The organism is Micromonospora sp. SH-82, assembly GCF_051132485.1.
Lineage (GTDB): Bacteria > Actinomycetota > Actinomycetes > Mycobacteriales > Micromonosporaceae > Micromonospora.
The window spans coordinates 2,661,666-2,686,854 of record NZ_CP148049.1 but is presented as its reverse complement, the minus strand read 5'-3'; the positions used below and the strand labels follow the sequence as shown (position 1 = coordinate 2,686,854).

At 69.9% G+C, this 25,189-nt stretch carries 26 protein-coding genes, 1 tRNA gene and 1 pseudogene; 11 read left to right on the top strand and 17 right to left on the bottom strand.

Features of this window, described 5'->3' with window-relative positions:
* Positions 1–27: 27 nt before the first annotated feature.
* A tRNA-Val gene (locus tag WHN02_RS12380) sits at positions 28–99 on the top strand.
* A 77-nt stretch (positions 100–176) separates the two neighbouring features.
* Here the strand turns inward: WHN02_RS12380 and WHN02_RS12375 are convergent.
* The 5 genes and pseudogenes from WHN02_RS12375 to WHN02_RS12355 all read right to left on the bottom strand — a co-directional run bounded on the left by WHN02_RS12375 (position 177) and on the right by WHN02_RS12355 (position 5,520).
* Positions 177–1,397: a tyrosine-type recombinase/integrase gene (locus WHN02_RS12375; protein WP_434743439.1), complete on the bottom strand. Its 1,221-nt coding sequence runs from the start codon at positions 1,395–1,397 to the stop codon at positions 177–179.
* Positions 1,397–1,594, bottom strand: coding sequence for an excisionase family DNA-binding protein (locus WHN02_RS12370; protein WP_434743438.1), 198 nt, complete (start codon positions 1,592–1,594; stop codon positions 1,397–1,399). Before WHN02_RS12370 ends, WHN02_RS12375 begins: the two co-directional genes overlap by 1 nt.
* A pseudogene (locus tag WHN02_RS12365) lies at positions 1,591–3,137 on the bottom strand (replication initiator). Before WHN02_RS12365 ends, WHN02_RS12370 begins: the two are co-directional and overlap by 4 nt.
* Positions 3,138–4,191: 1,054 nt before the next feature.
* On the bottom strand, positions 4,192–4,734 hold the full coding sequence (locus WHN02_RS12360; protein ID WP_434743437.1) for a hypothetical protein: 543 nt from the start codon (positions 4,732–4,734) through the stop codon (positions 4,192–4,194).
* Between the two features lie 69 nt (positions 4,735–4,803).
* A complete protein-coding gene (locus tag WHN02_RS12355; RefSeq protein ID WP_434743436.1) occupies positions 4,804–5,520 on the bottom strand; it encodes a hypothetical protein in 717 nt (238 codons plus the stop codon).
* 543 nt (positions 5,521–6,063) lie between these two features.
* Between WHN02_RS12355 and WHN02_RS12350 the strand changes: the two genes are divergently transcribed.
* Positions 6,064–6,237 (top strand): hypothetical protein, encoded by a 174-nt coding sequence (locus WHN02_RS12350; RefSeq protein ID WP_434743435.1) that lies wholly within the window; start codon positions 6,064–6,066, stop codon positions 6,235–6,237.
* A gap of 299 nt (positions 6,238–6,536) precedes the next feature.
* On the opposite strand, the gene WHN02_RS12345 is transcribed toward WHN02_RS12350, so the two are convergent.
* Together WHN02_RS12345 and WHN02_RS12340 are read right to left on the bottom strand one after the other, a co-directional pair.
* Positions 6,537–7,118, bottom strand: a complete 582-nt coding sequence (locus WHN02_RS12345; RefSeq protein ID WP_434743434.1) for an HD domain-containing protein — start codon at positions 7,116–7,118, stop codon at positions 6,537–6,539.
* A complete protein-coding gene (locus WHN02_RS12340) occupies positions 7,115–8,245 on the bottom strand; it encodes a helix-turn-helix transcriptional regulator (protein WP_434743433.1) in 1,131 nt (376 codons plus the stop codon). Before WHN02_RS12340 ends, WHN02_RS12345 begins: the two co-directional genes overlap by 4 nt.
* Before the next feature lie 273 nt (positions 8,246–8,518).
* Between WHN02_RS12340 and WHN02_RS12335 the strand changes: the two genes are divergently transcribed.
* The 4 genes from WHN02_RS12335 to WHN02_RS12320 all read left to right on the top strand — a co-directional run bounded on the left by WHN02_RS12335 (position 8,519) and on the right by WHN02_RS12320 (position 11,943).
* Entirely contained in the window at positions 8,519–9,724 is a 1,206-nt protein-coding gene (locus WHN02_RS12335) for a helix-turn-helix domain-containing protein (RefSeq protein ID WP_434743935.1), read from the top strand.
* 2 nt (positions 9,725–9,726) lie between these two features.
* Positions 9,727–9,966 carry a hypothetical protein gene (locus tag WHN02_RS12330; RefSeq protein WP_434743432.1) on the top strand — a complete coding sequence of 80 codons (240 nt, stop codon included), beginning with the start codon at positions 9,727–9,729 and terminating at the stop codon, positions 9,964–9,966.
* Between the two features lie 309 nt (positions 9,967–10,275).
* A protein-coding gene (locus tag WHN02_RS12325) for an IS3 family transposase (RefSeq protein WP_434743431.1) occupies positions 10,276–11,420 on the top strand; the annotation gives its coding sequence in 2 pieces (ribosomal slippage) (positions 10,276–10,549 and positions 10,549–11,420; 1,146 coding nt in all).
* A gap of 253 nt (positions 11,421–11,673) precedes the next feature.
* Positions 11,674–11,943 carry a hypothetical protein gene (locus WHN02_RS12320; protein WP_434743430.1) on the top strand — a complete coding sequence of 90 codons (270 nt, stop codon included), beginning with the start codon at positions 11,674–11,676 and terminating at the stop codon, positions 11,941–11,943.
* A 48-nt stretch (positions 11,944–11,991) separates the two neighbouring features.
* On the opposite strand, the gene WHN02_RS12315 is transcribed toward WHN02_RS12320, so the two are convergent.
* A complete protein-coding gene (locus WHN02_RS12315; protein WP_434743429.1) occupies positions 11,992–12,753 on the bottom strand; it encodes a helix-turn-helix domain-containing protein in 762 nt (253 codons plus the stop codon).
* A gap of 213 nt (positions 12,754–12,966) precedes the next feature.
* Here WHN02_RS12315 and WHN02_RS12310 point away from each other — a divergent pair, with 213 nt between their 5' ends.
* Together WHN02_RS12310 and WHN02_RS12305 are read left to right on the top strand one after the other, a co-directional pair.
* The gene (locus WHN02_RS12310; RefSeq protein WP_434743428.1) at positions 12,967–14,145 is read left to right on the top strand and encodes a helix-turn-helix domain-containing protein; all 1,179 of its coding nucleotides are present in this window, start codon (positions 12,967–12,969) and stop codon (positions 14,143–14,145) included.
* 2 nt (positions 14,146–14,147) lie between these two features.
* On the top strand, positions 14,148–14,387 hold the full coding sequence (locus WHN02_RS12305; RefSeq protein WP_434743427.1) for a hypothetical protein: 240 nt from the start codon (positions 14,148–14,150) through the stop codon (positions 14,385–14,387).
* A gap of 165 nt (positions 14,388–14,552) precedes the next feature.
* Here the strand turns inward: WHN02_RS12305 and WHN02_RS12300 are convergent, their stop codons facing one another.
* From WHN02_RS12300 to WHN02_RS12270, 7 genes are all read right to left on the bottom strand, one after another.
* Positions 14,553–15,608: a hypothetical protein gene (locus tag WHN02_RS12300; RefSeq protein ID WP_434743426.1), complete on the bottom strand. Its 1,056-nt coding sequence runs from the start codon at positions 15,606–15,608 to the stop codon at positions 14,553–14,555.
* Positions 15,605–15,958: a PadR family transcriptional regulator gene (locus tag WHN02_RS12295; RefSeq protein WP_434743934.1), complete on the bottom strand. Its 354-nt coding sequence runs from the start codon at positions 15,956–15,958 to the stop codon at positions 15,605–15,607. Before WHN02_RS12295 ends, WHN02_RS12300 begins: the two co-directional genes overlap by 4 nt.
* A 142-nt stretch (positions 15,959–16,100) precedes the next feature.
* Positions 16,101–16,754 (bottom strand): AAA family ATPase, encoded by a 654-nt coding sequence (locus WHN02_RS12290; RefSeq protein ID WP_434743425.1) that lies wholly within the window; start codon positions 16,752–16,754, stop codon positions 16,101–16,103.
* Positions 16,755–16,834: 80 nt separating this feature from the next.
* On the bottom strand, positions 16,835–17,320 hold the full coding sequence (locus tag WHN02_RS12285) for a DinB family protein (protein ID WP_434743424.1): 486 nt from the start codon (positions 17,318–17,320) through the stop codon (positions 16,835–16,837).
* Between the two features lie 104 nt (positions 17,321–17,424).
* Positions 17,425–17,703, bottom strand: coding sequence for a hypothetical protein (locus WHN02_RS12280; RefSeq protein WP_434743423.1), 279 nt, complete (start codon positions 17,701–17,703; stop codon positions 17,425–17,427).
* Positions 17,704–17,822: 119 nt separating this feature from the next.
* Positions 17,823–18,716: a hypothetical protein gene (locus WHN02_RS12275; protein WP_434743422.1), complete on the bottom strand. Its 894-nt coding sequence runs from the start codon at positions 18,714–18,716 to the stop codon at positions 17,823–17,825.
* 107 nt (positions 18,717–18,823) lie between these two features.
* Positions 18,824–19,345, bottom strand: coding sequence for a VOC family protein (locus WHN02_RS12270; protein WP_434743421.1), 522 nt, complete (start codon positions 19,343–19,345; stop codon positions 18,824–18,826).
* Between the two features lie 47 nt (positions 19,346–19,392).
* Here WHN02_RS12270 and WHN02_RS12265 point away from each other — a divergent pair, with 47 nt between their 5' ends.
* Both WHN02_RS12265 and WHN02_RS12260 read left to right on the top strand, forming a co-directional pair.
* Entirely contained in the window at positions 19,393–19,857 is a 465-nt protein-coding gene (locus WHN02_RS12265) for a MarR family winged helix-turn-helix transcriptional regulator (protein WP_434743420.1), read from the top strand.
* A gap of 54 nt (positions 19,858–19,911) precedes the next feature.
* The gene (locus WHN02_RS12260) at positions 19,912–21,615 is read left to right on the top strand and encodes a tetratricopeptide repeat protein (RefSeq protein ID WP_434743419.1); all 1,704 of its coding nucleotides are present in this window, start codon (positions 19,912–19,914) and stop codon (positions 21,613–21,615) included.
* A gap of 74 nt (positions 21,616–21,689) precedes the next feature.
* On the opposite strand, the gene WHN02_RS12255 is transcribed toward WHN02_RS12260, so the two are convergent.
* Positions 21,690–23,072, bottom strand: coding sequence for an ATP-binding protein (locus tag WHN02_RS12255; protein WP_434743933.1), 1,383 nt, complete (start codon positions 23,070–23,072; stop codon positions 21,690–21,692).
* Between the two features lie 83 nt (positions 23,073–23,155).
* Positions 23,156–23,818 carry a response regulator transcription factor gene (locus WHN02_RS12250; RefSeq protein WP_434743418.1) on the bottom strand — a complete coding sequence of 221 codons (663 nt, stop codon included), beginning with the start codon at positions 23,816–23,818 and terminating at the stop codon, positions 23,156–23,158.
* Positions 23,819–23,910: 92 nt separating this feature from the next.
* On the opposite strand from WHN02_RS12250, the gene WHN02_RS12245 reads away from it, so the two are divergent.
* Positions 23,911–25,038: a LolA family protein gene (locus WHN02_RS12245; RefSeq protein WP_434743417.1), complete on the top strand. Its 1,128-nt coding sequence runs from the start codon at positions 23,911–23,913 to the stop codon at positions 25,036–25,038.
* Positions 25,039–25,189: the final 151 nt, after the last annotated feature.

Sequence of the window (25,189 nt, the reverse complement as noted above, 5' to 3'; positions counted from 1 at the left end):
CTGATCGGGTAAAGTCATCCGCGCTGAGGGCGATTAGCTCAGTGGGAGAGCGCTTCGTTCACACCGAAGAGGTCGCTGGTTCGATACCAGCATCGCCCACGCAGGTCAAAGGCCACCTTCCATCGATGAAGGTGGCCTTTCTGCTGCCCGTACAACAGCTTTGTACAGCAGCACGGTCAGTGCCCGAGTGACTCACCGAGGCGCTTGAGGGCGTCCCGGGTCGCCGTGGACGAGACCTGGGTGTAGATCTCCATCGTCACCGAGAACCGGGCGTGCCTGAGGATCTGCATGGCGACTCGCGGGTGGACGTCGAGGTCGGCCAGGAGGGTCGCGCAGGTCCGCCGTGCGTCGTGGACGGTGATCGGCTTGACTCCCGCCCTGTCGCACCGGGCCTGCCAGGAACGCTGGAAGTTACGCGGCTCGACGGGGGTGCCGTAGCGGGTGGTGACCACGAGATCGTTCTCGTGCCACGCCTTTCCGGCGGTGGCCCGCGCCTCGTCGCGTTGGTTCCTCCTCAACCTGAGTGCGGCCACGCAGAGGTCGGGCAGGGGCAGGGTGGCGTCCGACGCCTGCGTCTTGGTGTCGCGGTGCAGCAGTTGCCCGCGTACCCGTTGCAGTTGCCGACCGATGGTCAGCTCACCGGCGTCGAGGTCGACGTCCGACCAGGTCAGACCGAGGGCTTCACCTTTGCGCAGGCCGGTGACGAGGACCAGGGCGTACGCGGCGTAGAGGGGATCGTCGTCGGCGCGGGCCGATTCCAGGAACCGACGGGCCTCGTCGCTGGACCATGACCTGCCGCGTCGACGGCGGACGGTGGCCAGGGTGACAGGCACGGCCGGGTTCCGGGTGATGAGGTCTTCGGCCTGGGCGTGGGTGAGGGCGGCGCGCAGAGCGGCCCGGATGTCGCTGACCGTCCGGGTCGACGGGGCGGCCTGGCAGCAGCGGCCGACCGCGCAGCACCGGCGCTTCCCCGTCCGGCGGACGGCATCCTTGCCCTGGGCACAGCACTGACAGGTACGGGCCACCTGGTTGAGCCAGGTCTGCACGTCCCGGGGTTGGAGCCGGTCGAGCCGCTTCGCCCCGAGGCCGGGGGCGATGTAGCGCCGGACGAACGTCTCGTAGGTGGCGTAGGTCAGCGGTGCCCGGTTCGGCTGGAGGATCTCGGTGAGCCAATAGGTGAGGAAGCTGCCGACCGTCGGGACGGTTGTCGCCACCGGCCCCTGCTTCGCCTGCTGGTGCAGCTTGATCCACTTGTCGTGGACAGCGTCACGCGTCTTGCCGTAAACGTACTTGCGGGTCCGCTTCCCGTCGGGCTTGGTGACCCAGACGTACGCGGCGAAACCCTTGCGGTACGGAAGATCGAACCTTCCCCCGTTGGCGCGGGCGCGGGCGGGCATCAGGCAGCCTCCTGCCGGTCGACCTGGTCACGGACGTACTCGTCAACCCACTCGGGGAGAATCCGGCGGTACTTGCCGTCCTTGATGGAGCGCAGCTCACCGGTGGCGATCTTCGCCTTGACCTTGGACAGGCCGAAGCCGAGCAGGACGGCGACCTCGGCGGGCGAGTACCACCGTGGGGTGAGGTGCCGGGTCACGCCACCACCCCCGACCACGTCTCGTGGGCGAGTTCCTCCCGGCCGATCCGGCGACTCTCCCGGTGCTGGGCGGCGACCGTGTTGGCGAGCAGGGCGTCCCCGTCGGTGAGCCACCCGGAGCCGACGAAGGCCAGGGTGCCGACGGTGATCGAGCCTTCCTCGACGCGGCGGAAGGTGGCCCGGGTGTCCCGGAGCAGCCCGAAGGTCACCGAGTACCGGCGGGCCTTGGTGAGGAAGTGACCGCCGTAGCCGAGCATGTGCGCCCACCGACGTAGCCCGGGATAGAGGTGCGATCCGGTGTCAAGGTGTGCTTGACGCTCCCGGCCCCGGTGGGGGTGTCGCTGGTGCGGTGCGGGGTGGGGCGGCCGAGTCGCCAGCAGGCGTCGATGAGCCGAGCCAGGTGGCCGCCCTCCGGGTCGGCGTAGCCGTCGATCGTCTCCGGGGTGAGTCGGGTGGAGCAGTGGCCGGTGACCTCGGTTGCCTTGGTGGCGTACTTGGCCAGGTAGGCGGCCACCCTGGCGTCGGTCACGTCCCCGTCGCCGGTCCCGATGCGGCGTACGTCGACCTGCTCTCCCCAGGCGACCGACCAGCCCTGCGGCCGGTCTGGGTGCGGCGGGGCGGTGAGAGCGATCTGCCGGGCGGCGACGTGCACGGCGGCGTCGAGGTCGTCGACGGTGACCCCGGTCGGCGGCGGAACCAGGGCGTGCCGGTCGACGGGGTCGACCCCGTCGAGGCGGAGCAGGACGTGGAAGTGCACCGCGCCCCGGCGCTGCATCTCGGCGACCTTCCCGTGCGACACCCGCACCGGCGGCACCCGCCGGACCCGGCCCGAGTCGGTGACGACCTGGACTCCCGGGATGCCTCGTCGGCGGCAGAGCGCGGCGAGGTGCCGCTCGACGGCCTGCTTGGTGCGCCGCCACAGCTCCCCGGAGAATGCGTTCCAGACGACCTGGTGGTCGTGGTCGTAGCAGTCCAGGCAGAGCGGCCGACCGAGCTGCGCATCGGCGGCGTCGTGGCGGGCGAAGCAGGCCGAGGGCCGCCCGTGCGGGCAGGTGGCAGCGTCGCGGCGGGCGTGACAGGGGGCCAGTCGACAGTCGCAGCGTCGCCGATCGGCGCAGGTGTGCCGTGAAATGTGCCGGTGGTGGACCGGGCCGAACGACGGTGCGGTGAAGGTGGCGAAGACGACCGGGTGCCGGGCCACCGAGGCGGGGACGGTCTTGCCGCCGGTCAGGCCGCAGCGGACGACCTGGAAGGCGTCACCGGCGTAGACCCAGGAGCAGTCCGGGCACTGGGCGGCACGCCGGTTGCCGCACGCCTTGTAGAGCACCCGGTCGGGCAGCTCGTCGGTGTGCTGCTCGGCCAGGACCCGCCCGGTGTCCCGGTCGACGGCGATCATGGTCCCGGTCAACCGAACCGGACGGGCACAACCTCCAGCGGTCCGGGTGTGCTCCAACCAGCCGAAGTAGTCCGGGGTGGCGGCCCGATGCAGAGCCTGGGCATCACGACCGGCAGCGACGCCGGGACGGTACAGGATGGACACGATCTCTCCTCAGGGGCGGGCGGCAGGGACGGCTACGAACCGCCACCGGACGCCGGAACGCTGTCCGTCGGTGGTGTTCGTGGTGTCTCCTGGCACCGCCCGGGAGGGCGGCTGACGCCGGAGGGCCGGTCTGACCGACCGCCGCTGGGACGTGGTCCTTCCGGTTGCTGGACCTGATGCCGGGACGGGTGGGGTGCCTGGAGGTCGGCGTCCGGCGGGTTGCCGCAGGCGAGTCCCACCCGTCGAAGGGAAGCGAATCCGGGCCATCGTGACGGCGGGAAGGCCGTGCTGGGCCACTCAGCGGATTCCGGGGCCGACATCGCGGCCAACATGATCGAGAACCGGCGGGACCTGGCCCGCATCAGCGGCAGGGAGACCGCTCAGCATCTCCGTAGTCGAGCCCAGCGATCCGGCGGGAAGGCCGCACTGGCGTGCTCGACGACCGCCAGAGTAGCACCGGGTACGGACACGTCAACCCGCCGTGAACCTCGGTACCGGACTGGCCCCGGACCAGCTACCGGCCGATGTGGGAGAACTTTCTGTACGTCTATCAAGGCGGCCCTTGGCGGGCCGCACGCGCCGCCGCCAGGGCGCGCGTCCGTCGCTCCGCTGGCGCTCCGACTCCGGCCACGCAGGACTCCCGGCGGCTGGCGCGAAGGGCGGGAGCCCGGTGGGCCGCCGAGTGACGACAGGCCGTTGCCCAGTGGGGGTGGTGGGCCGGTAGCCGGCCGGGCCGCGCGGCGAGCATCGCGCGGCGCAAGGAAGCGGACGCCGGGTCCGTCGACGGCGGGCGGGTGGCGGGGGCGGGGTTGCGGTTACTGCGCCTCCGGCGGGGGCGCTCCGGCTCCGGGATGGCCGGGGACCGTCGGCGGGTCGCGGTCCGTGGGTGGTGGCGGTGGCAGCCATCCCGTCTGCCGTCAACCCGGGCGAGCCGAGCAGACCACCGCCCGACCCGCCAGCGTCCGTACGAGCGTCAAGGCCGTCTTGACGTGGCGGGCCGGGCGGTGGTCTGCTCCACAGGAGTGCGGGTCGACGGCAGACGGGATGACATCAGGCGTCATTGTTGTGGGAGTTGTGGCTGTGCTTCTGGCAGGGCGACGTCATCGGGAACGTCAAGGGCATCCATCTTCAGACCGACGAACTGCACCAAGGTCGACAAGCCGGGAATCAGACTTGCGATGGTCCACGTCGTGAGAAGAGTGGTTGGAGCGCTGATGAGGGCTATCAGCGTTTCGGGAGCCTGAGGGCTGACCGCTGACATCACGATCAAGGCCAGCATGGAGATTACTCCCAAAACTGCTGTAAAGAGAAATGGAGCTAGATAGTAGACGGGCTCGGATTGGATAGCGCGAAGCTTTCTTAGGAAAGCTTGATCCATGAACGCCGCCTGGAACGAGATGCCTGCAATAACCGCTCCCACGATGACGCCGACTACCCCGATGGCGCCAGGTGCCGCCCGCAGGACAGCGTCTGGATGACTGAACGACAGGATGAGCGCGGCCACTCCGAAGGCAGCGCCCGTACCAAAATCCGCGCGGAGCAGCTCGCTGAGCCTGAAGTCGAGGGCCCTCCACAGGTGTCGGTTGATTCGGCTCGCCATGCCCGTCACACCTCCTCTGCGTTAGTACAAACGTACGCCCAGGGTGTGACATCGCTTGAGCGTGATCAGCTAGGCGGCAGCCCTTGGCGGCCTGGTGTCCGCGTAGACGACGAGGGCTCGAAGCACAAGGTCCATGCCTCGCTCAAGATCCTTACCGTAGTCGTCGATCCGGGTGTCATCGGTCCTGGTGTCGCTGTCGAAGGTCGCGTCCACGCCTTGAGCTTCGCGTGACTTCATCTGCACCCTCGTGTCTCCGGTCTCCAAGCCCTGGAGCTTGTCCTGGAACGCCTCGGAGTCAACGTTCAGTACCTGTGAGTTGTAGGCGGCAAACTCCTCGGTCGCCCGGCGGGCCCGCATCGCCCGCATCTTGGTGCGGACGTCGTCGAGGTCTCGGCCCGGGTTGGAGAACTTGACGGTGCGACGAAGAAGCTTCACCAGCGGATGCTTCTCGATCCACTCCTGCACAGTGTGCTGGGAGACAACTGGGTCGCATTCCCAGTCGGCAGGCATGAGGTGAAGATTCTGTGCTGCCGTGGAGAGCACCTGGCCGAGCGCGGGCCGGAAGCTTGCGGGTTGGATTCGTCCAGTCGTAGCAAAGGCGACCCACCTGTTATGTTCCCGCAGGTCAATCGCGAACGGGACTACGGTGTCTTGGGACGCAGCGTCGGAGTCCTCCGTTGGCCCCTTGATCCAGGACCACCCATCGGAGTCGAAGAAGCGCTTCTGATCAGCCACCGAGTATCCCAAGATCCCGGTCATGAAGTCCTCGCCCATGGCTAGGCGCATGTCAGCGGCATACCAGGTGCGAGCCGGTCGCTCCGGCGTCGCAGGCACAAGGTAGGACGTCTGCCGACTCTCAGCGAGCGCCCGCATGTCTTCAGAGAAGGGGCGCATGTCAAGGGTGTTGTTACGGCGATTGATCCTCGCGAACACTACCCGGCGCTGCCTTGTCACAGAAGTCCACCATCCTGATAGAGGGTAGTTCCAACCTGAGACAATCTACCGATTGGTACCCAAGGCTGCGATGGCGGACAGTGTCCAAGACCTGACAGTTCTGTGTAGGTGGGCTCCCATGCGGATTACAGGAGCTGGACAGCGACGAAACGACGAGGATCAAGCCCGAGCGCCTTGTCAGGCCGTCACCAGGCCGCCGGAGGCTGATCGTGAACGACCAACGACGACCAGCGGTGACGACGTCTGCCCAGGTGGCAATGCTTAGCCCGCTCGATGGCCAGGACCGCTGGAGTGTCCTTATCTGTAGTTGGTGAACTGATGGGCTGTAGCGAGCTGGACAGGTGGGTATCGCAGTGCGTTAGTAGCCTGGCATGCATGGCGGATGAACTGGATGAGTGCATGAAGTGCGGCGCGGCGGTGTTCAGCATGGCCAAGCACAGACGCTGGCACGAGGCCTTGGACCAGGTCGCACCGGGCATGGACGCGGCTATGGAACGTATCCTGCAGGAGCAGCAGGCCAAGGCGTACCCCGCGAGGCGGCTCCGCTAGCCGCACGACGACCAGGAGGCTGCGGCCTGCCGGAAGCTACCGGCGGGCCGCATCTGAGATCCGGAACATGCGCGGAATGATCAAGCGGCCTGTTGAGGATTCGGCGGAAGTAAGTCCTGGTAGGACGCGCCGTGGTCCGGCCGGCGCTACCCCCTTCCTAAACCGTGTGCGGCAGCAGCGCTGACAGCAACCGGCCGGGACGAGGGGAGCCGCTGGCGACCGATCACGGACAGCCGCCCGAGGTCGCAGACGTTAACGGACCCCGCCGGACGGGGCGCCCAGAACTTACAAGCGAGGGGTCAGCTCGCGGGGCTCGGTGGTGGTGCAAGCCAGGCGAGGGGTTGGCCGGTGAGTGCGGCGTCGGCGAGTTGGTGTGCGGAGGTGGTTTTGAGGGCGGCACGGCTGCTGTCGATCCAGCGTTGGACGTTGTCGATGCCTTGGTGGCGGTATTCGACGGCTTGGATGAGGCATTCGAGTTTGTCGGCGTCGCGGGCGACGATAGCTTCGAGGGTTTCGCCGGTTTCGTACTCGGTGACGGCGGCGGTGATGAGGTCGGTGACTGCGGGTGGGCAGTCGGCGACCTGGTCTGCGGTGATGGCGATGTTGGGTGTGGCGGTGAGGTATCGCTTGGCGATGTGGGGCAGGTCGGTGGTGCGGGTTTCCTGGGTGTCGTGCAGGGTGCAGAGCATGGTGACCCGGGCGGGGTCGGCTCCTTCCATGGCGGCGAGGATCATGCCGATCAGGGCGGTGCGGTGGGAGTGTTCGGCGATGGTTTCGGGGTGTTTGACTCCGGCGAACCACCAGCCGGTCCGGGCGGCGCGTTTCAGGACGCCAGCCTCGAAGATGAACCTCATTGCGGCGGCGTACTGGTCGTCGCTCATCTGCCCGTCCCTGTGCCGGTGATGCCCTCAGTCCGCAGGCTGTAGACGATAGAGGTTAGTTCCTGACGGGACTGTGCGGAGATCCGGTCGCTGTCGAGGATGGCGACGGCACGCGTGGCGAGGGCTTGTCCGATGTCGGGGTGGTCGTGGACGAGCCCGCGTCGGGCGGTGAGCAGTGCCCAGAGGTTGTGGGTGTTGAGGTCGATGAACGGGTGGTCGGCGTCGAGGCGTTCGACCAGGTGCCGCAGGAGGCGGCTGCCGCGCCAGTCGGTGATGGTGGCGGTCATGAAGGAGTCGTCGGGTTGGCGGTATGGGATCTCGCCGACCCAGTAGGCGGAGTAGTTGAGGGCCGCGCGTTGGCAGGCGTCGTCGGGGTGCGCGCGGGCGATGAAGTCTCGTAGTGGTTCGGGGTCTCCCTGGTTGGCCAGGGAGGTCACAACGGAGCGGGCGTCGGGCCACAGCGGTGACCAGGTGTGGAAGGTGGTCGTCCGGTGGGTTCTGCGGGCGGTGCTCTGGGCCAGCCAGGTGGCGGATGACCCGGTGGGGTCCACGCCCGCAAGGAAGCATGCCTGCCGGTGCAGGAGCAGGTTCGGGTGGCGTTGGCCTGCGGCGCGTTCGGCCAGGATGTGCAGGCTGGAGAAGAAGAGGAGTTGTTCCTCGGCTCCCAGGGCTGGGCCGATGGCGACCGGGCCGCGTCGGCGGTGGGCCATCGGCATGCCTCGGATGAAGGTGGGGGTCTGGCCGAGGACCGCCCAGAGGATCAGGTCGGCCAGCCGGTGGGTGAGTACGGTGCAGCCGAGCGGTTGCTCGGTGATGTCTGACTGCTCGATCTTCGGGCCGAGGAGGGCAGAGAGGACGGTGTCGGCCTCGACGGCGTCTGCGAGGGCGTCGAGAAGGACCGGGTTCGCTCCGAGTCTGCCGAGCCGCTGCCGGACCCTGACAGCCTGACCGAACGGTACGGCGAGGAACGGCCGCCGCCCCGACTCCCAGCTCTGCACGGTCGCGCGGTCGACGCCGACTTCCACACCGAGCTGTTCCTGAGTCAGCGGAATGGACTCTCGGATCAGCTTCAGCAGGTACCCGGTTACGTCTCCCCGCGCTGGGGTGGATCGTCCGAACGGTGCCATCAACATCCCAACGGTGACCGGCAGTCGACGTTCCCCACGCTCCGACAGCAACGTGGAACGGCCTGTGGCCAGCTCATTCGTACTGCGAGTGAGTTCAACGCACGTCGCGGTGATCGTAGCGTCACGGTTACTGAAAGTGCCAGGCCCGAGCTACGCGATTAACGGCCGGCCTTCGCTGAACAAGGGGTGATGCTCGGTGACGCCGCACGAACCCAATTCGCCGTCCGGGGTGTCCACCGGGCTGCTTCACCAACAGTTTCGTGGGTGGAGCGGATGAGGCCCGCCCAGCCGGAGGCCCTGCCCGTGGGTCGGCGAATGGCGTACTGGCGAGCACGGCGGCGGATGTCGCAGCAGGTGCTCGCCGACCGGTTGAAGAAGTCGAAGAGTTGGGTAGACAAGGTCGAGCGGGGTGTGCGTTCCCTGGACAAGCTGTCGACCCTCCGGGAGGTGGCCTCGGCCCTGCGGGTGGATACGGCGGCACTGCTCGGGGATACCCAGCCCGCCGAGGTGGCCGAACGGAGCGCCGGGGTCGAGCGGCTCCGGGAGGCCCTGTCCCGGTACGCGATCCCGCTCGGTCGACCGGCGGCGAGCCGGCGGGTGTCGCCGACCGGACCGGTGGACCAGCAGGTCGCGCACGCGTGGGCGACCTTCCAGCACGCCCGCTACCTGCGGTTGGTCGACGGGCTACCGGAGCTGTTGCACGACGTGGAGCGCATCCATGCCGTCGACTCGGTGAGGGGTCGGGTGCCGTTAATGGAGGCGTACCGGGTCACCGCCGCGCTGTTGGTGAAGCTGGGTGCGCCGGAGTCGGAGTGGTTGGCGGTAGACCGGGCGATGACGGCTGCCACAGGTGACCGGACAATGGTGGCCGCCGCTGCGGTGCAGCTCGGTCAGGTGCTCCGCGCGTCGGGGCAGGGGCGGGCGGCCAAGTCGGTGATGCTGGCCGCCGCGTACCGGATCGCCCCGGCGATGACCGAGAGAGGCCTACCTGCGGAGTCGTCGTTGTGCGGAACGCTGCTGGTCCAGGCGGCGTTGGCCGCCGCCGGATACGGCGATCAGGCGGCAGTCGCCGAACTACTCGACGAGGCCGCCGCCCTGGCCGCCCGGGTTGGTGACGGGCACGACCACTACCGGACCGGGTTCGGGCCAACGGCGGTGGAATCCGCCCGGGTCGTCGCAGCGGTGGAGTTGGGCGACGGGGTCGACGCGGTGGCCTGGCACGAGAAGACGACCGCCCGGGACGGGTGGCGGTGGCTGCCCGCCGAACATAGGGCCGCACATTTGATCGACGCCGCCCGCGCGTACCTCCAAGTCGACGACCCGACCAACGCCAGTCGGGCACTGATGGAGGCCGACCGGGTCGCACCGGCCGAACTCCGGCACCGCCCGGCGGGACGGGAGGTCCTTGCTCAGGTGACTCGGGAGCCCACCGCCCCGACGATGCTGGTCGACCTCGCCGCCGCCCTCGGGGTGGCGTGAAGATGACCGCGCCGTTCCGCTCCCTGGCCCAGATCCGCAACCGACTGATCCTCACCGCCCGATGGGTCCTCCGCGACCACCGACCCGGACCCGACCGCCGCTGCCCGATCTGCCGCACGGCCGACTGCGGAGTGGCCGCCGCCGCCCGCGACGTGCTCCGGTCGGCCGGGGAAGTACAGCTGTGGAGTACAGCAACCGATTCCACCGAACCCGACCGGAGCGACCCCCGGCAGACCGGATGACCTCGGACGGCACCCGATCCGACCGACCTGCCGACAGTTCACACCGAAGAGGTCGCTGGTTCGATACCAGCATCGCCCACGTAAGAAACGCCAGGTCAGAGGCCGGTCGGGACACCCCGACCGGCCTCTTTCTTACCTCACGTCGAAGATCACGAGTTACGCACAAGTCGCCGCCTCCCTGCCGCAGACGGCATGATCACCGACGATCAGACCACCGTGCACCGACCGACCCTCAAGACCTGGGACTGCACCCGGTTTGGTTGACTCCTGATTTGTGAGGATGCGTTCCTCGCTGGAAGGATGTCTGTCATGCCGAAAGCGTTCCCGCCGGAGTTCCGCCGTGACGTGGTCGCGGTCGCTCGCAAGGGTGAGGCGCCGTTGCGGCAGATCGCGAAGGACTTCGGGATCTCCGAGGGCTGTCTGCACCGCTGGCTCAAGCTCGCCGACGTCGAGGACGGCGTCCGTCCGGGCGTCACCGGTTCGGAGTCGGCCGAGTTGCGGGACCTGCGACGGCGCAACAAGCTCCTGGAACAGGAGAACGAGATCCTCCGGAGAGCGGCGGCGTTCTTCGCCCGGGAGATCTCCCCAAAATGATGTACCCGCTGGTCGGTGACCTGGCCGCGGACGGGATCCCCGTCGCGGTGACCTGCCGGGTGTTGGGGTTCAGCAAGCAGGCCTACTACGCGTGGCGCGCCGACCCGGTGTCGCGACGCGACGTCGATGACGCCCACCTGATCAACGCCGCCCTGGACATCCACCACGATGATCCGGCGTTCGGGTACCGGTTCATCGCCGACGAACTCCCCGCCCACGGCGTCACCGCCGGCCGTAACCGGGTCGCCCGACTGTGTTCACAGCAGCGGATCTGGTCGGTGTTCGCCAAGCGCAAGGGCCTGACCAGGCGTGCCGGACCGCCGGTACACGACGACCTGGTGCAACGCCGGTTCACCGCCGACGCCCCGAACCGGCTGTGGCTCACCGACATCACCGAACACCCCACCGCCGAGGGCAAGCTCTACCTGTGCGCGATCAAGGACGTGTACTCCGGCCGGATCGTCGGCTACTCCATCGACACCCGCATGAAGGCCTCCCTGGCCGTCACCGCCCTGCACAACGCGATCCGACTACGGAACCCGGCCGGCACCGTGATCCACTCCGACAGAGGAAGCCAGTTCCGGTCGAAGAAGTTCGTGAAAGCACTACGCCACAACGGTTTGGTCGGCTCGATGGGCCGCGTCGGCGCCTGCGGTGACAACGCCGCGATGGAATCGTTCTTCGCCCTCCTGCAACGCAACGTCCTGGACCGGCAACGCTGGACCACCCGCCACGACCTACGCCTGGCGATGGTGATCTGGATCGAACGCACCTACCACCGCCGACGCCGACAACAACGCCTCGGACGACTCACCCCGATCGAGTTTGAGACAATCAACAGACCCGCACACGCGGCCTGAACCACTCAACCCCGCGAGTCAACCAAACCCGGGGCAGTCCCCCTCGACCCACGGTCTGCGGCACAAGACCTCGGAGCGACATGGCCCCCAGAGGGGCCACCCGCTTCCAAGATCTCCTGGTGCGAAGGGTCAGTGAGGCGTGCTGAGCGCGACTCGACGCTCCGGTGATGCTCTGCCACTCAGTAGGACCTGGGTGCAGATCGACGCGACTCCCAAGCTGACGTCAGCAGTTGAGGCCCTACGATCGTGTTTCGTGCCCCACTGGTTCGAGAAGGTGCGCGTCGCAGAGGATCGTGGCGACTATGACGAAGCGATCGCAGTGCTCAGCGATGTAGCGGAGTGTTACAGCGTGGACTACGAACGCCACAACGCGCACCTTTGGCACATGGATCTGCTTGCCAGGGCTGGACGGCGTACGGAGCTGGCGGCCCTCGGTCGACACGATGCTCATGCACGCAGGCGGCTCAACCGACTGGTCCGCGAGGACGGGCGAGCCGACAGCAGTCCTGAGGATTTCGGTTGACCGACCGCAACGCCACATGACACCAGGCTGGATGGAAGGGTCCCTCGGCTACTCCGTGGTCGTGTTGTAGCGGTCGAGGGTTGCCTTGGAGGTCGAGGCGTCGCGGAAGACCAACTCCCACGGGCCGGTGTTGACGTCCATGTCCTTGCCGAATCCGATCCACTTTCCGGCCATCCGTCGGCCTGTGGGCTCGGCCAGGAGTTGGATAGCGCCGTGGTAGCGGGCACCCCGGTAGTAGCCGGTCGGGTCGGTCTGCTCCACCCACGTGCCGGTGACGACGGCACCGTCCACAGTCAGGTCCAGTGACAGGGACGAAGCCGCCGAGCCGGGGAGGCTGCGCGCGGTCAGTCGGTCGCCGTGTTGAAGCACGACCACGAAGTGCTGCCCGGCGAAGGATTCTCCCCTACCGCTGGAGTAGTACTGGTAGCGGCTCAGCCAGACACCCTCGTACGACCGGTGGGCCGTGGTGGGCCTTGCCGTCGGCGTCGGGGTAGCCAGGCTGGATATCGGGGAGGTCAGGTCGTGTCCACCGTGCCGGTCGTCAGCGACCTGCCCGCCGGGCACTGCGGCGAACCCGAGGAGCGAGATGGGTAGGCCGGTGACGACCTCCAGGGCTCGGGCGTAGACGGGTCGCGGTGCGGCGATCGCGCCGGACTCCCATCGCTGGACGAGTCTCTTGTTGGCGTCGTTGGGCTCCCCCACGCGGTGACCTGCGGCCTGGAGTGCTCGGGCGAAGTCGTCCTGGCTCATCCGCATCCCGGTGCGGACGGCGCGCAGGGCGGTGTTCGGGGCGGTCATGCGGGTCACCATAACGGAATGTCGCCTGAATGTCGTCAGCGATGTGGATGGTTTGCCATCTCTCCTGTCGTCGCGGGTGACGACAGATCAGCGTCACTGTGGATGGCGTGCGACGACGAGCCTGCCGCCGCGCTTCTATCGACGGAGGTGGCGATGCAGAGTGACGGCGATGGCCCAGCGAAGAGACGTTCCACGCGGTTGCCAGGTGGAGGGAACGAGCTGCCGGTGGGTCGGCGGGTGGCGTACTGGCGGGGACGGCGGAAGCTGTCGCAGCAGGTGTTCGCCGACCGGCTGGGAAAATCGAAGAGCTGGGTGGACAAGGTCGAGCGGGGAGTCCGGTCGCTGGACAAGGTGTCGAGCCTCCAGGAGGTCGCGGCGGCCCTGCGCATCGACACGGCGGTGCTGCTCGGTCGGGACGTCCAACCCGTCGGGGTGACCGAGTTGACCGCAGCCGTCGAGCGGATCCGGGCTGCGCTGTCGCGGTACACGATTCCCTTCGGCCGACCGGCGGGCGGTCGACCGGTGGTGTCGGCTGTCGAGGTAGACCGGCAGGTGGCGTACGTCTGGACCGCTTTTCAGCACGCCCGCTACGCACTCGTGGTCGACCGGTTGCCGGGGTTGTTGGCCGACGTGGAGCGTGTCCACGCCGCTGATCCGGTGGCGGGTCGGGTGCCGCTGGTGGAGGCGTACCGGGTCACCGCCGCCCTGTTGGTCAAGCTGGGTGCGCCGGAGTCGGGGTGGCTGGCGGTCGACCGGGCGGTGACCGCTGCCACGGGTGATCGGACGCTGGTGGCCGCCGCTGCGGTGCAGCTCGGTCAGGTGCTGCGGGCGTGTGGGCAGGAGCGGGCGGCCAAGTCGGCGATGCTGGCAGCCGCGTACCGGATCGCTCCGGCGTTGGCCGAGAGAGGCCTACCTGCGGAGTCGTCGTTGTGCGGGACGCTGCTGGTCCAGGCGGCGTTGGCCGCCGCCGGATATGGCGATCAGGCGGCGGTGGCCGAACTACTCGACGAGGCCGCGGCCCTGGCTGCCCGGGTCGGTGACGGGCACGATCACCACCGGACCGGGTTCGGGCCGACGGCAGTGGAATCCGCCCGGGTCGTCGCAGCGGTGGAGTTGGGCGACGGGGTCGACGCGGTGGCCTGGCACAAGAAGGCAATGGCCCGGGACGGGTGGCGGTGGCTGCCCGCCGAACACCGCGCCGCGCATTTGATCGACACCGCCCGCGCGTACCTCCAAGTCGACGACCCGACCAACGCCAGTCGGGCGCTGATGGAGGCCGACCGGGTCGCACCGGCCGAACTCCGACACCGTCCGGCGGGTCGGGACGTACTCGCTCAGGTCATGCGGGAACCGGCCGCCCCGACGATGCTGGTTCACCTCGCCGCCGCCCTCGGGGTGGGGTGAGGATGACCGCACCGTTCCGCTCCCTGGCCCAGATCCGCAACCGACTGATCCTCACCGCCCGATGGGTCCTCCGCGACCACCGGCCCGGCCCCGACCGCCGCTGCCCGATCTGCCGCACGGCCGACTGCGCGGTGGCCACCGCCGCCCGCGACGTGCTCCGGTCGGCCGAGGAAGTACAACTGTGGAGCACAGCAACCGACCCGACCGAACCCGACCGAGACGACCCTCAGCAGCCCGGATGACCTCGTACGACAACCGATCCGACCGGCCCGCCGGGAGTTCACACCGACGACGTCGCTGGTTCGATCACGGTATCGGCCATGCGAACGAGGGCCCAGGTTGCTTTAGAACCGCCGAGCAGCAGGTGTACGGAGGATCTGCATGCTGGCGGGATGAACCGGGGCTCGTCAGACCGCCGCTGCGGTCGGCTGTGATGTGGGCCGGTGACGGCCCGAGGCGGCTAGAGCGAGGATTGTGAGCCCGATGGCCAGTGCACCGATGACCTGTTCGGCCTCGGTCACGTGCCAGTAATAGGCTGGTGCGATGAAACCGACGCCAGGCTCGGCGAAGGCGAGCTCGCCAAGAATTCTGTAGGTGTCGATGGTGGTGTCGGTGACGAGCCATAGCGCGGTAAGACCGAGCGTGAGAGCAGCCAACCGGCGGGGTAGCCCTCGGCGCCGGAAGCGGTAGCTCGCCCAGCCGGTAAGAAGCCAACCGGTGGCGCCACCGACGAGCCAGCCCAGCAGGGCCGCTCCCGGTTCCCCGCTCGGCGGGACCGGCTGGACACCGACCTGTACGCCCGCACCGGCTTGGTTGGACGTGAAGGTGTACGCGAGCACGGTGAGGGCGAGACCATCTCGGGTTACCTCAAACCTCTGGTTGATCAGAGGCTGGTTGTCCAGGGATGCGGAATAAGACTTCTCGACAGGACCGAGCGTCCAGCCGTCGGCCTGCAGTCGCGCCTGTGCTGCTTCGATCGTCCAGTCCGGGAACCGCTGCTCGTTCGGGCTGTTCGCACCGACGGACACCGTACGCGAGGTTGCTCGGACATGGTCAATTCGCGTGAGGCGCGGCGCGGAGAATGGGGCACCGGCTGCGGCCTCGGCGGCCTGCAGGGCTGCCTCGTCGGACGGTAGATCTGCAGCCGTCTGCCATGCCAGCCAGGAAGCCGCAGCTGCTCCCACGGCTCCAAGAACCACCGCCGCCACCACGGCCGCAACCACGGCCGACAAGCCGACCGGTAGCCGAAACCACTGCCGCACTGCCCCACGGACCAGATCGACCATATCGGCCCGGGCTGGCACGCGACGGCCCGGTTCAGCGGAGTCCATCAGCATCGAGAGGATCTCTTCGCCGTGAGCGCGGCGGTAACCGACCGGGTATGCCCACAACAGCCGCCGGTACCGGCGTTCCAGCTCGACGTGTGGCGGCAGTTCGCCAGTGCCGTTTCCCGAAGCGGTCATGCGCTGGCCCCGAACGGGTCAGCAGTGAAACCAAGGCCCCAGTTCGGTCGCGCCTGTAGTCGGCCTTCCGCAACCTCAGCGTGCTTGCGCAGGCGGCGGGCACGCTCGGCGAGCTGACTGGCGCCGGTATCGGTAAGCCGGTAGTAGCGGCGCAGCCGCCCGTCGACGACCTCCTGCCTGTCGACCATGACGAGTTCCTGCTCCACGAGACGGTCGAGTGCGCCATAGAGGGTGCCTGCCCGCAACGTCACCGTTCCCTCAGAGATCTCAGCGACCTCCTGAGTCAACCCGTAGCCATGCTTAGGCCCCGCCGCCAGCGCGGTGAGGATCAGAAAAGTGGGCTCTTGCATCGACGCCATGCAGTCAGATTACGTCTACCGATATATATCGTCAACCTGCCTATACGGGGTGGCTAACAGGAGAAAATGGTTGGTGTGGGGGCCGACGAAGATCCGTCGCCCTCGTGCCACGCCTGAAGGCAGGTCGTGTCGCCTACTGCTGATCAACCCCTGACGTGGAGCTTTCTCGACGCCTGAGCCAGGTTGCCGTCAGCCCATCCGAATCAGCCGAGGGCGGAAGCAGTGCGAAGAACGCGTCTTCGACTGCCTCGATGACCGGAGTTCCGTCGGAGGTGTCGACCTCGACGACGGCATCGACTTCTTCTGGGGGCTTGAAGATCGACCGCTTCATCTCGCCGAGCTGGAACTGAGCGGCGAGCTGTTTGTCGACAGCCCCGCCTGTAGCTGCCCTGGCCGCGAGGCGCCGATCGATCACCGCCTCGTGGGCGACCACGTGAACAGCGAGCACCAGGGCGTCACAGTCGAGCAGCGTGTCCAGCAGTTTGCGGGACAACACCGAGGACTCCACGATGAAGCTGACTCCGGAGGCTGCGAGCAGTCGGGCTGCATCGACCATCACGGTCTCAGCGCGGACGCTGAAGAGACCCCCAGCCGTGTGAAATTCCCGGTCGAGCGGAGGGCCGTCGTGGACGGCGAAAGCAGCTGATACACCGAGACCGGTCTTGATCTCGTCCCTTGTCAGAAGTGGCAGTCCGAAGCGACGGGCCGTTGCTGACGCGATTGTTGTCTTTCCCGCCCCCGGGCAACCGCACACGGCGACCACCACAGGTCTCTCCCTGGCGAGCATCCGCCGATGGTGCCAAATTCCATCCGTGCTGTCGACGAACCGCCGCAGAGCTCCCCGCCACCAGCCGGCCCGAGGTCGGGTCAGACGATGCCTGTGGATCCGTCGGTCAGTTCTCGGAGGACGTCGGCGTGACCGGCGTGTCGAGCCGTCTCCCCGATCATGTGCACCAGGATCCAGCGGAGCGACACCTCACCGACCTGCGGTTGCGGCACGACGTGACCGAGGTCGAACCGGGCGGCTACCTCGCGGGACCGGGCGCACCGGGCCTCGTAGGCCGCCGCGATCCGCTCGACGGTGTCCTCTTCGGTGAGGGCGAAGCTGGCCGTGGCGTCCTCCTGCGAGGTGAGCTGGACGGCGCCGGGCTCCCGGGCGAGCAGTGACGAGAACCAGCTCTCCTCGACGAGGGTGAGATGCTTGACCAGTCCGGTGAGGGTGGTCTCCGAGGGCACCAACCGGCGGCTCGCGTCGGCGTCGGAAAGCCCTCGAAGCTTGTTCAGGATCACGGCACGTTGCAGGTCGAGAAAGGATTCCAGCACGGAACGTTCGTCGCCCGTGCTCGCCAACATCGGAGCGAGTGTGGGATCGATACGATTCTCCGTCATTTCTGGAACCCTAACGGCCGGTCACGCCGCCCGCTGCCCCGCATTCGACCCGACCACGCGACGATCCGTCAGTCGACGAGCGTGCCGTCCGGCCGCATCGTCTCGACCCGTACCAGCGGGCGGAGCGCCGACCAACCACCGTCGTCCACTGCCACGCAGAGGCGGATCCGACCCTCACCGTCGTCGAGGGCATAACTGACCACCGTGTACGCCGTTTCAGCCTCGTCGGCGACGCGGAGGGTCTCCTTCTCGTCGAGCATCGCGTACCACCGGTCGTAGCCCAGACGTCGCCACCGCGTCAGGTGCTCCTCGGCGATCCGTCCTGCAACCGTCCTGTCCATTCTCATCTCCTCGTCAGCCACCGGAAACCACCCCTGGATCTTGGATCCGGTTCGAGAGCGACGCACGCGGAAACAGCGCGTGGGAGGACGGCGGCCGGACCGGTGGAAGAGGGAAAGGGGTGGGGTCAGGCGGTGGGGGTGGCGCCGGCGGGGTCGAGGGTGATCAGGACGTCGCCGCCGAGGCGGCCGTCCGGTGGGTCGCGTCGGACGGTACCGGCGTCGAGCAGGCCGGTCAGGGCGGGCAGGACGTCGGCGGAGCGGTAGACGGTGGCGGTGAGGGCGTGTCGGCGCAGTTCGGTGACGGTACGGGGGCCTGAGCGGGTCAGCTCGGCGGTCAGCGCCTCGGCGAGCGGGGCGGGGTCCGGGTCGACGGTGGTGGTCACCGGGTCGGCGTGGGGGTCGGCGGGGTCGCGCAGCAGGGCGCCGGTGGATCGGGCCACCGTCCACAGGGCTGTTTTGAAGGCGTCCAGCCCTCGGTCGGAGCCGGTGGCGAAGGCGACGATCCGGGGTTCGGTGGCGTCGGACGGTACCCACTCGACTTCGGCGACCAACGGGAACCGTGCGGCCAGTGTGTCGCGGACCGGGGTACGGGCGGTCAGGAGGAGTTCGCCGGGGCGTCCGGCGGCGACCGATGCCAGCACGTCGGCGGCGGGGGTGGCACGGTGGGCGTCGAGGACGGCCAGGACGGGTGCCCCGGCGGCTCCGGCGGCTTTGAGCGCCACCGGCAGGCGGGTGTGGTCGCCGGGCACCAGGTGCACTGTCGCCTCGGCGGGGAGCGTCGCCTCGGCGGCGCCGAGGCGGGTGGGCAGGTCGTCGGCCTGGTCGGCCAGGACCAGGACGGTCAGCCGACGACCGCGTAGGCCGCCGGCGGCGGCCACGGCCCGGACCGCCGCCTCGGGGGTGTCCGCGTCGGCACCGGCCACGACGAGGGTGGCGCGGCGCGAGCGGTGCAGGGCCGCAGGCAGCCAGGCGTCGAGTTGTCGGCTGAGCAGCTCGCGGAGTACGGCGTCGGTGGACATCCTGACGTTCTACCCCACCGGTACGCCGTCCCGCCGGGCGGGCCACCGGGCGAGCCGACGGGGTCCAGCCGGGCGGGCCGCCAGGCGGGTGGCCCTGTGGGATCGGGTCAGGCCGGTACGGAGATGCCGACGCCGCCGCGGGTCTGTCCGCCGTACCGCTGGCGCTCTTTCTGCAGGTCGAGGCGGCCGATGCGCTTGCGGGCGGCGAGGGCGGTGTCGTCGAGGAGGGCGGCGGGGACCAGCCAGACCACCTCGAACTCCAGCCCGTCGGGGTCGCGCCCGTAGAGGCTCTTGGTGGTCCCGTGATCGGAGGCGCCGACCAGGGCGTCGGCGGCGGCGAGGCGTTCGGCGGTGGCGGCGAGTTCGTCGAGGGTGTCGACCTCCCAGGCCAGGTGGTAGAGGCCGACGGTGCTGCGTCCGGCGGCGGACGGTCCGGCGCCCGCCCCCAGTTCGAACAGGCCGAGGTCGTGGTCGTTGGTCGAGTCGGGGGCCTGGAGGAAGGTGGCTCCCCGGAATCCGTCGGGGGTCATCGGCACCGGCTGGAAGCCGAGGACGTCCCGGTAGAAGGCGACACTGCGGTCGAGGTCTGCGACGTAGAGCACTGCGTGGTTGAGGCGGTGGATTCCCATGTCGTCGACCATACCCCGATTTAGTTGAGCGTTCAACTACTGGGGTTATGCTGTACGTCATGACCCGATGGCTGGACCCGGACGAACAGCGCACCTGGCGCGCGTACCTGACCGCTTCCCGGGTGTTGATGGACACCCTCGACCGGGAGTTGCAGCGCGACGCCGACATGCCCCACGCGTACTACGAGATCCTGGTCCGGCTCTCCGAGGCCCCCGACCGGCGGGTACGGATGAGCGAACTGGCCACCCTGACCTCCTCCTCGCGGAGCCGCCTGTCCCACGCGGCGGCCCGGCTGGAGGCGGCCGGCTGGATCCGCCGCGAGGACTGCCCCACCGACCGGCGGGGGCAGATCGCCGTCCTCACCGACGCCGGATTCGCCACCCTGGCCGCCGCCGCCCCCGGCCACGTCGAGGGGGTACGCCGACACCTGTTCGACGCGTTGAGCCCGGCCCAGGTCGACCAGTTGCGCCGGATCAGCGAGACGTTGGTCGACCATCTGAACGCCTCCTGACAATCCGTCACTCCGGGGGTTGTACATACCGTCGCCGAATGAGCACGATGGGGCGTGTCCTCGGGCCTCGATGAACTGACCGTCCACGCACACCAGTTGGTGTCCGACGGCGACCTGCACGGTGCCCGGCGGGTGCTCACCGACGCGCTCGCCGACGCCGACCCCCATCCGGCGAACGCCTCGCCCGACCTCGCCGACGCCGCCGGGCTGCTGGCGCGGATCCTGGTCGCGCTCGGCGAACCGCAGATCGCCAGGGGTTGGGCCGCCTACACGTACGCGGCCACCACCCGCCTGTACGGCCGGTCCGACCCGCAGACAGTCTCGGCGGCGGCCACCCTGGCGGCGGTGCTGCACCGGGTGGGCAGCGACGCCCGGGCCGCCCGGCTCTACTCGGACGTCATCATCGAGTTGACGGCCACCGACGGCCCCGAGTCGCTGCGGGTGCTGGCCGCCCACGCCGACCTCGCCACCGTGGAGTACGCCCGGGGCCAGTGCGCCGTCGCCCGGGACCGCCTCCTCGACGCCTGGGAGCTGCACCGGGAGGTGTACGGCGACGGCCACCCCGGCGGGATCAAGATGCTGGCCCGGCTCGGGGCGATGCAACGCGACTGTGGCCGGTACGCCGACGCCCACCGGAACCTGACCTACGCCGACGAGCTGTGTCGACGGTACCTGGCCTTCGACGACCCGCTCGCCGCCCAGGTGGCGGCCCTGGGCCGGGCGTCGGCCAACCCGGCACACGTCTGCGCCGACGACGAGGAGCCACCCGCAGTACCGCCGGCCCCTCCCGCACCGTCGGAGGACGGGCCACCCGGGATGACGGAGGGGCCGGCCGGGGTGCCGTCGGCCCGGACCGCCCTGCCGGAGGAAGGGCCACCGGAGGCGTACACCCGACCGGCCTGGTCCGAGTCGACCTCGTACATTCCGCCGGCCCTGCCGGAGCCGACCCCGTACGAGCCGCCCGGGGCCACCGAGCCGGTGGCCTACGACCCGTCCACCTCGCCACCGCCGCCGTACGATCCGCCCGCCTGGTCCCAGCCGTACCCGCCGACGGGGTCGACGGGGACCGTACCCGCCCCCCGGAGCCCGACCGACGACGACCACGGGTGGCCCCCGGCGGACACCTTCCCGGCACCGGCGGACACCTTCCCCGCACCGACGAGCACCGCCCACCGGGGTCGGGGCGGGCCGGAGGCACCCGGGGTGCACCGGGTACGCCGCTCCCCCGCCCCGGAGGCACCGTCGCGGCTGCTGCCGGTTCCGGTCCACCGGGCACCCGCGCAGCCCCGACCGAACCGGCTGGTGCCGATGGTCGCCGCCGGGGTGGTCGTGGTCGTACTCGGTGCGGCGGCGGTGATCGCCGGGGTGGCCAGGGTGGACGGCTCGCGCAACGACCCACCGGCCCCACCGGTCGGCACCCCGACGTCGTCGGGGACGACCGACGACGGTCCGGGGGCGGGTGAGCCCGCCGACCCCCCGGCCTCCCCGGGGACTCCCCCGGCCGGGTTGAAGCTGCGTGACACCCGGGACACTGTGGTGTTGAGCTGGCGTTATCCGGTCGGGGCGGAGGGTCCGGTGGTGGTCTCCGGCAGCCGTACCGGTGAGGAGCCGCGCGCCTTCACCGAACTCCCGGCGGGCAGCGGAACCTACACCGTCCACGGTCTGGACCGGGACGTCGACTTCTGCTTCACCGTCGCCGTCGTCTGGTCCACCGACTCGGTGGGCCGTTCCCGGCAGGTCTGCACCGACCGCCGCTGACCCTCGGCCCGCATCCGACCCCGCCGGTCAGCGCGCCGGACAGCAGCCGTCGGGCAGGGGGCGCGCCGGCCGGGTCAGCGGGCGGGTTCCGGGCGGCGCGGCGGGGACGGCGGCGGGGTGGCCCGCGCCGGAAGGTGGACGGTGACCCGGAGGCCGGGGGCGTCCGGGGGGTCGGCGAGCTCCACCCGGCCACCGGTGCGGCGGACCAGGTCACGGACGATGGCCAGCCCCAACCCGGCGCCCCCGGCGTCGCGCGCCCGCGCGTCGTCCAACCGGGTGAACCGGCCGAAGACCCGCTCCCGGTCGGCGGGCGGCACGCCGGGACCGTCGTCGGTCACCGTCACCCGGTGGTACGCGGTCTCCCCCGCCCCGTCGACCTGCGGGTGCACCGCCAACGACACGCCGGTACGGGCGTGCCGCACCGCGTTGTCGACCAGGTTCGTCAGGACCCGGTGCAGCTCGTCGGGGTCCCCGTCGGTCCAGACCGGCTCACCGGTGGCGGCCTCGACCCGTACCGGTGCCGAGGGGTATCGGGCGGCGACGGCGGTGAGCAGGGCGTTCAGCTCGACCGGTCTGCTGCGGGGCGGGGACTCGGTGGCGTCGAGGCGGGCCAGCAGGAGCAGGTCGTCGACGAGGCGGCTGAGCCGCTCGGTGTCGGTGAGGAGGTTCTCGGACACCGTCGACCAGTCGGTGCGGTCGCCGAGTCGCTGGGCCACCTCCAGCTCGGTCCGCATGTTCGTCAACGGGCTGCGTAGCTCGTGGGCGGCGTCGGCGACGAAGGCGCGCTGCCGGTCCCGGGCACGGGCCAACCGGTCGAGCATGTCGTTGAGGGTCACCGCCAACCGGTGGATCTCGTCGTGTGACGCCGGTACGGGCAGCCGCCCCGTCCGGGCGCTGCCGGTGATCTCGGCCGCTCCGCTGCGCAGCGCCTCCACCGGGCGCAGCGCGGCACCGACCACCCGCCAGGCGACCACCGCGAGCAGCGCCACGAACAGGGGAAACGCGACCACGAGGAGGTTGCGCACCACCCGTACGCTCTGGTCCACGTCCGTCGTCGACTTCCCGACCAGGACCGTCAACGGTTCGGCTGTCGTGCCCACCGGCACCGCCACCACCCGTACCCGTCCGTCGAGGCCGAGCCGTTGACCCGGCACCTCGGTCCGCTGCGGCACCCCCGGGTCGATGCGGTCCACGGGGAGCATCGGGACGAGCCGGTCGGCGTCGATGGAGGCGGCGACGACCCGCCCCTGGGCGTCGACGACCTGGACCCAGGAGGGTCCACCGGCCACCGGGAGGGGGTCGGGCAGCGCGTCGGCGGCGGCCAGTCGGGCGACGGTGTCGGCGGTACGCAGCGCCTCGGTGTCGACGATGCGCTGCAACGTGTAGTCGAGTACGCCGAGCAGGAGCACCCCGCCCGCCCCCAGGCCCAGGGTCAGCCCGAACACCCCGAGCACCATCAGCCGGGACCGCAGCCCCCACCGCCTCGGGGTGAGGAGGGGACCCTTCCCGGACCGGGAGCGGTAGGAGGGTTCCCTTCCGTTCACGGGCGGGGGGTGAGGCGGTAGCCGGCCCCACGGACGGTCTCCAGACGGTCCCGGCCGATCTTGCGGCGCAGGTAGCCGACGTAGACCTCCACCGCGTTCGGGGCGGTCTCCAGACTGTCGTCCCAGACGTGGTCCAGCAGTTCGATCTTCGAGACCACCTCGCCGGGACGGCGGATCAGGTACTCCAGGAGGGCGTACTCGCGGGCGGTCAGGACGACCTCGACGTCGGACCGGGTGACCTGTCGGCGGGCCGGGTCGAGGCTGAGGTCACCGACTGTCAACACGGCGGGCCGTTCGGGGGCCCCGCGCCGCAGCAGCGCCCGCAGCCGGGCCAGCAGGACCACGTACGAGAAGGGTTTGGTGAGGTAGTCGTCGGCTCCGCAGTCCAACCCGTCGGCCTGGTCGTACTCGCCGTCCTTGGCCGAGAGCATCAGCACCGGCAGCCACTGCTGCTCGGCCCGGAGCCGTCGGACCACCTCGTACCCGGACAGGCCGGGCAGCATCACGTCGAGGATCATCGCGTCGTAGCCGCCGCCACGGGCCGCGTCGAGACCGGCGGGCCCGGTCCCGGCCACGTCGACGGCGAACCCCTCGGCCTGCAGGCCGCGTTGCAGGGCGGCCGCCAGCCGCGCCTCGTCCTCCACCACCAGCAACCGCACGGGTCAAGGGTGCCACCCGTTCGGGCTCCCGGCCGTACGTCCTCAGCCTGCTCACAGGGGGCACCCGGCACCATGGGGGGCGGAGGTGCCAGATGTCCGTCCTGAGAAGTCGTCCCGTCCTGCGTTGGCTGGTTCCCGCAGCCGCCGCCGTCACAGTCATCGGCGGGGGTGCCGCGATCGGCACGTTCGCCGCCCAAGCCGAACCGAGCCTGCCGCCCCGAAGCGCCGCCCAACTCCTGGTCGACATCCAGACCTCACGGCTGGAGGGGCTCTCCGGCACCGTCGTGCAGCGCGCCGACCTGGGGCTGCCCCCGCTGGCCGGGCTGGCCGCCGGCGGCAACGACCTGCTCGCCCTGGCCACCGGCACGCACACCCTGCGGGTCTGGCACTCGGGGCCGGACCGCCAGCGGGTCGCCCTGGTCGACACCCTCGGTGAGCGCAACATCGTCCGGGACGGCCGGGACCTGTGGACCTACGACAGCCGGACCAAGTCGGCGACCCACCGGACCCTGTCGGGTTCGGGCGAGGAGCAGGTCCCGCCGAGCCTGCCGGCCACCCCGCAGGAGGCCGCCGACGCGGCCCTGGCCGCCATCGACCCGAGTACGGAGGTCAGCGTCGGCCGCTCCGCGACCGTCGCCGGGCGCGACGCGTACGAACTGGTCCTCAAGCCGCGTGACGAGGCGTCCCTGATCGACCAGATCCGGGTCGCCGTGGACGCCGAGGAGTACGTCCCGCTGCGGTTCGAGGTGTTCGCCGACGCCGCCGACCGGCCGGCCTTCGAGGTCGCCTTCACCCAGATCGACTACCGCCGCCCGGACGCCGACCAGTTCCGGTTCAACCCGCCGCCGGGCACCACCGTCACGGAGCAGTCGACCGGGGACAAGCCCGGCCGGGACGGTTCCGGGCCGGGGCGGCCGTCCGCCGACGAGCCGGGACACCCGGACGCCGGGGACGTGACGAGCGTCGGTGAGGGGTGGACCACCGTGGTGGTCGCCGAGATCGACACCGACGAGGTCCCGAAGCCGGAGGCCGGTGACGCCGAGGCCGGTGCCGTGGTGGACGCCCCGGCCCTGATCGGCGGGCTGCCCGAGGTCAGCGGCGACTGGGGCAAGGGTCGGTTGTTCAGCACCAAGCTGGTGAACGTCCTGCTCACCGAGGACGGCCGGCTCCTGGCCGGAGCGGTGACGCCGGAGCGGCTCTACCAGGTCGCCAAGGGCTGACCAGCGCGTACGACACACCCGGGGTCGGGTCGGCACCACGCCGACCCGACCCCGTCGTCGTCGGTGTCGGCGTCGGGGCCGGGCGGGCTTCGCCGGTGGGGGTGAGGTGCGAGACTGCTCGGGCACGGTGTGGGCTTGGCCGGAGGCGGCA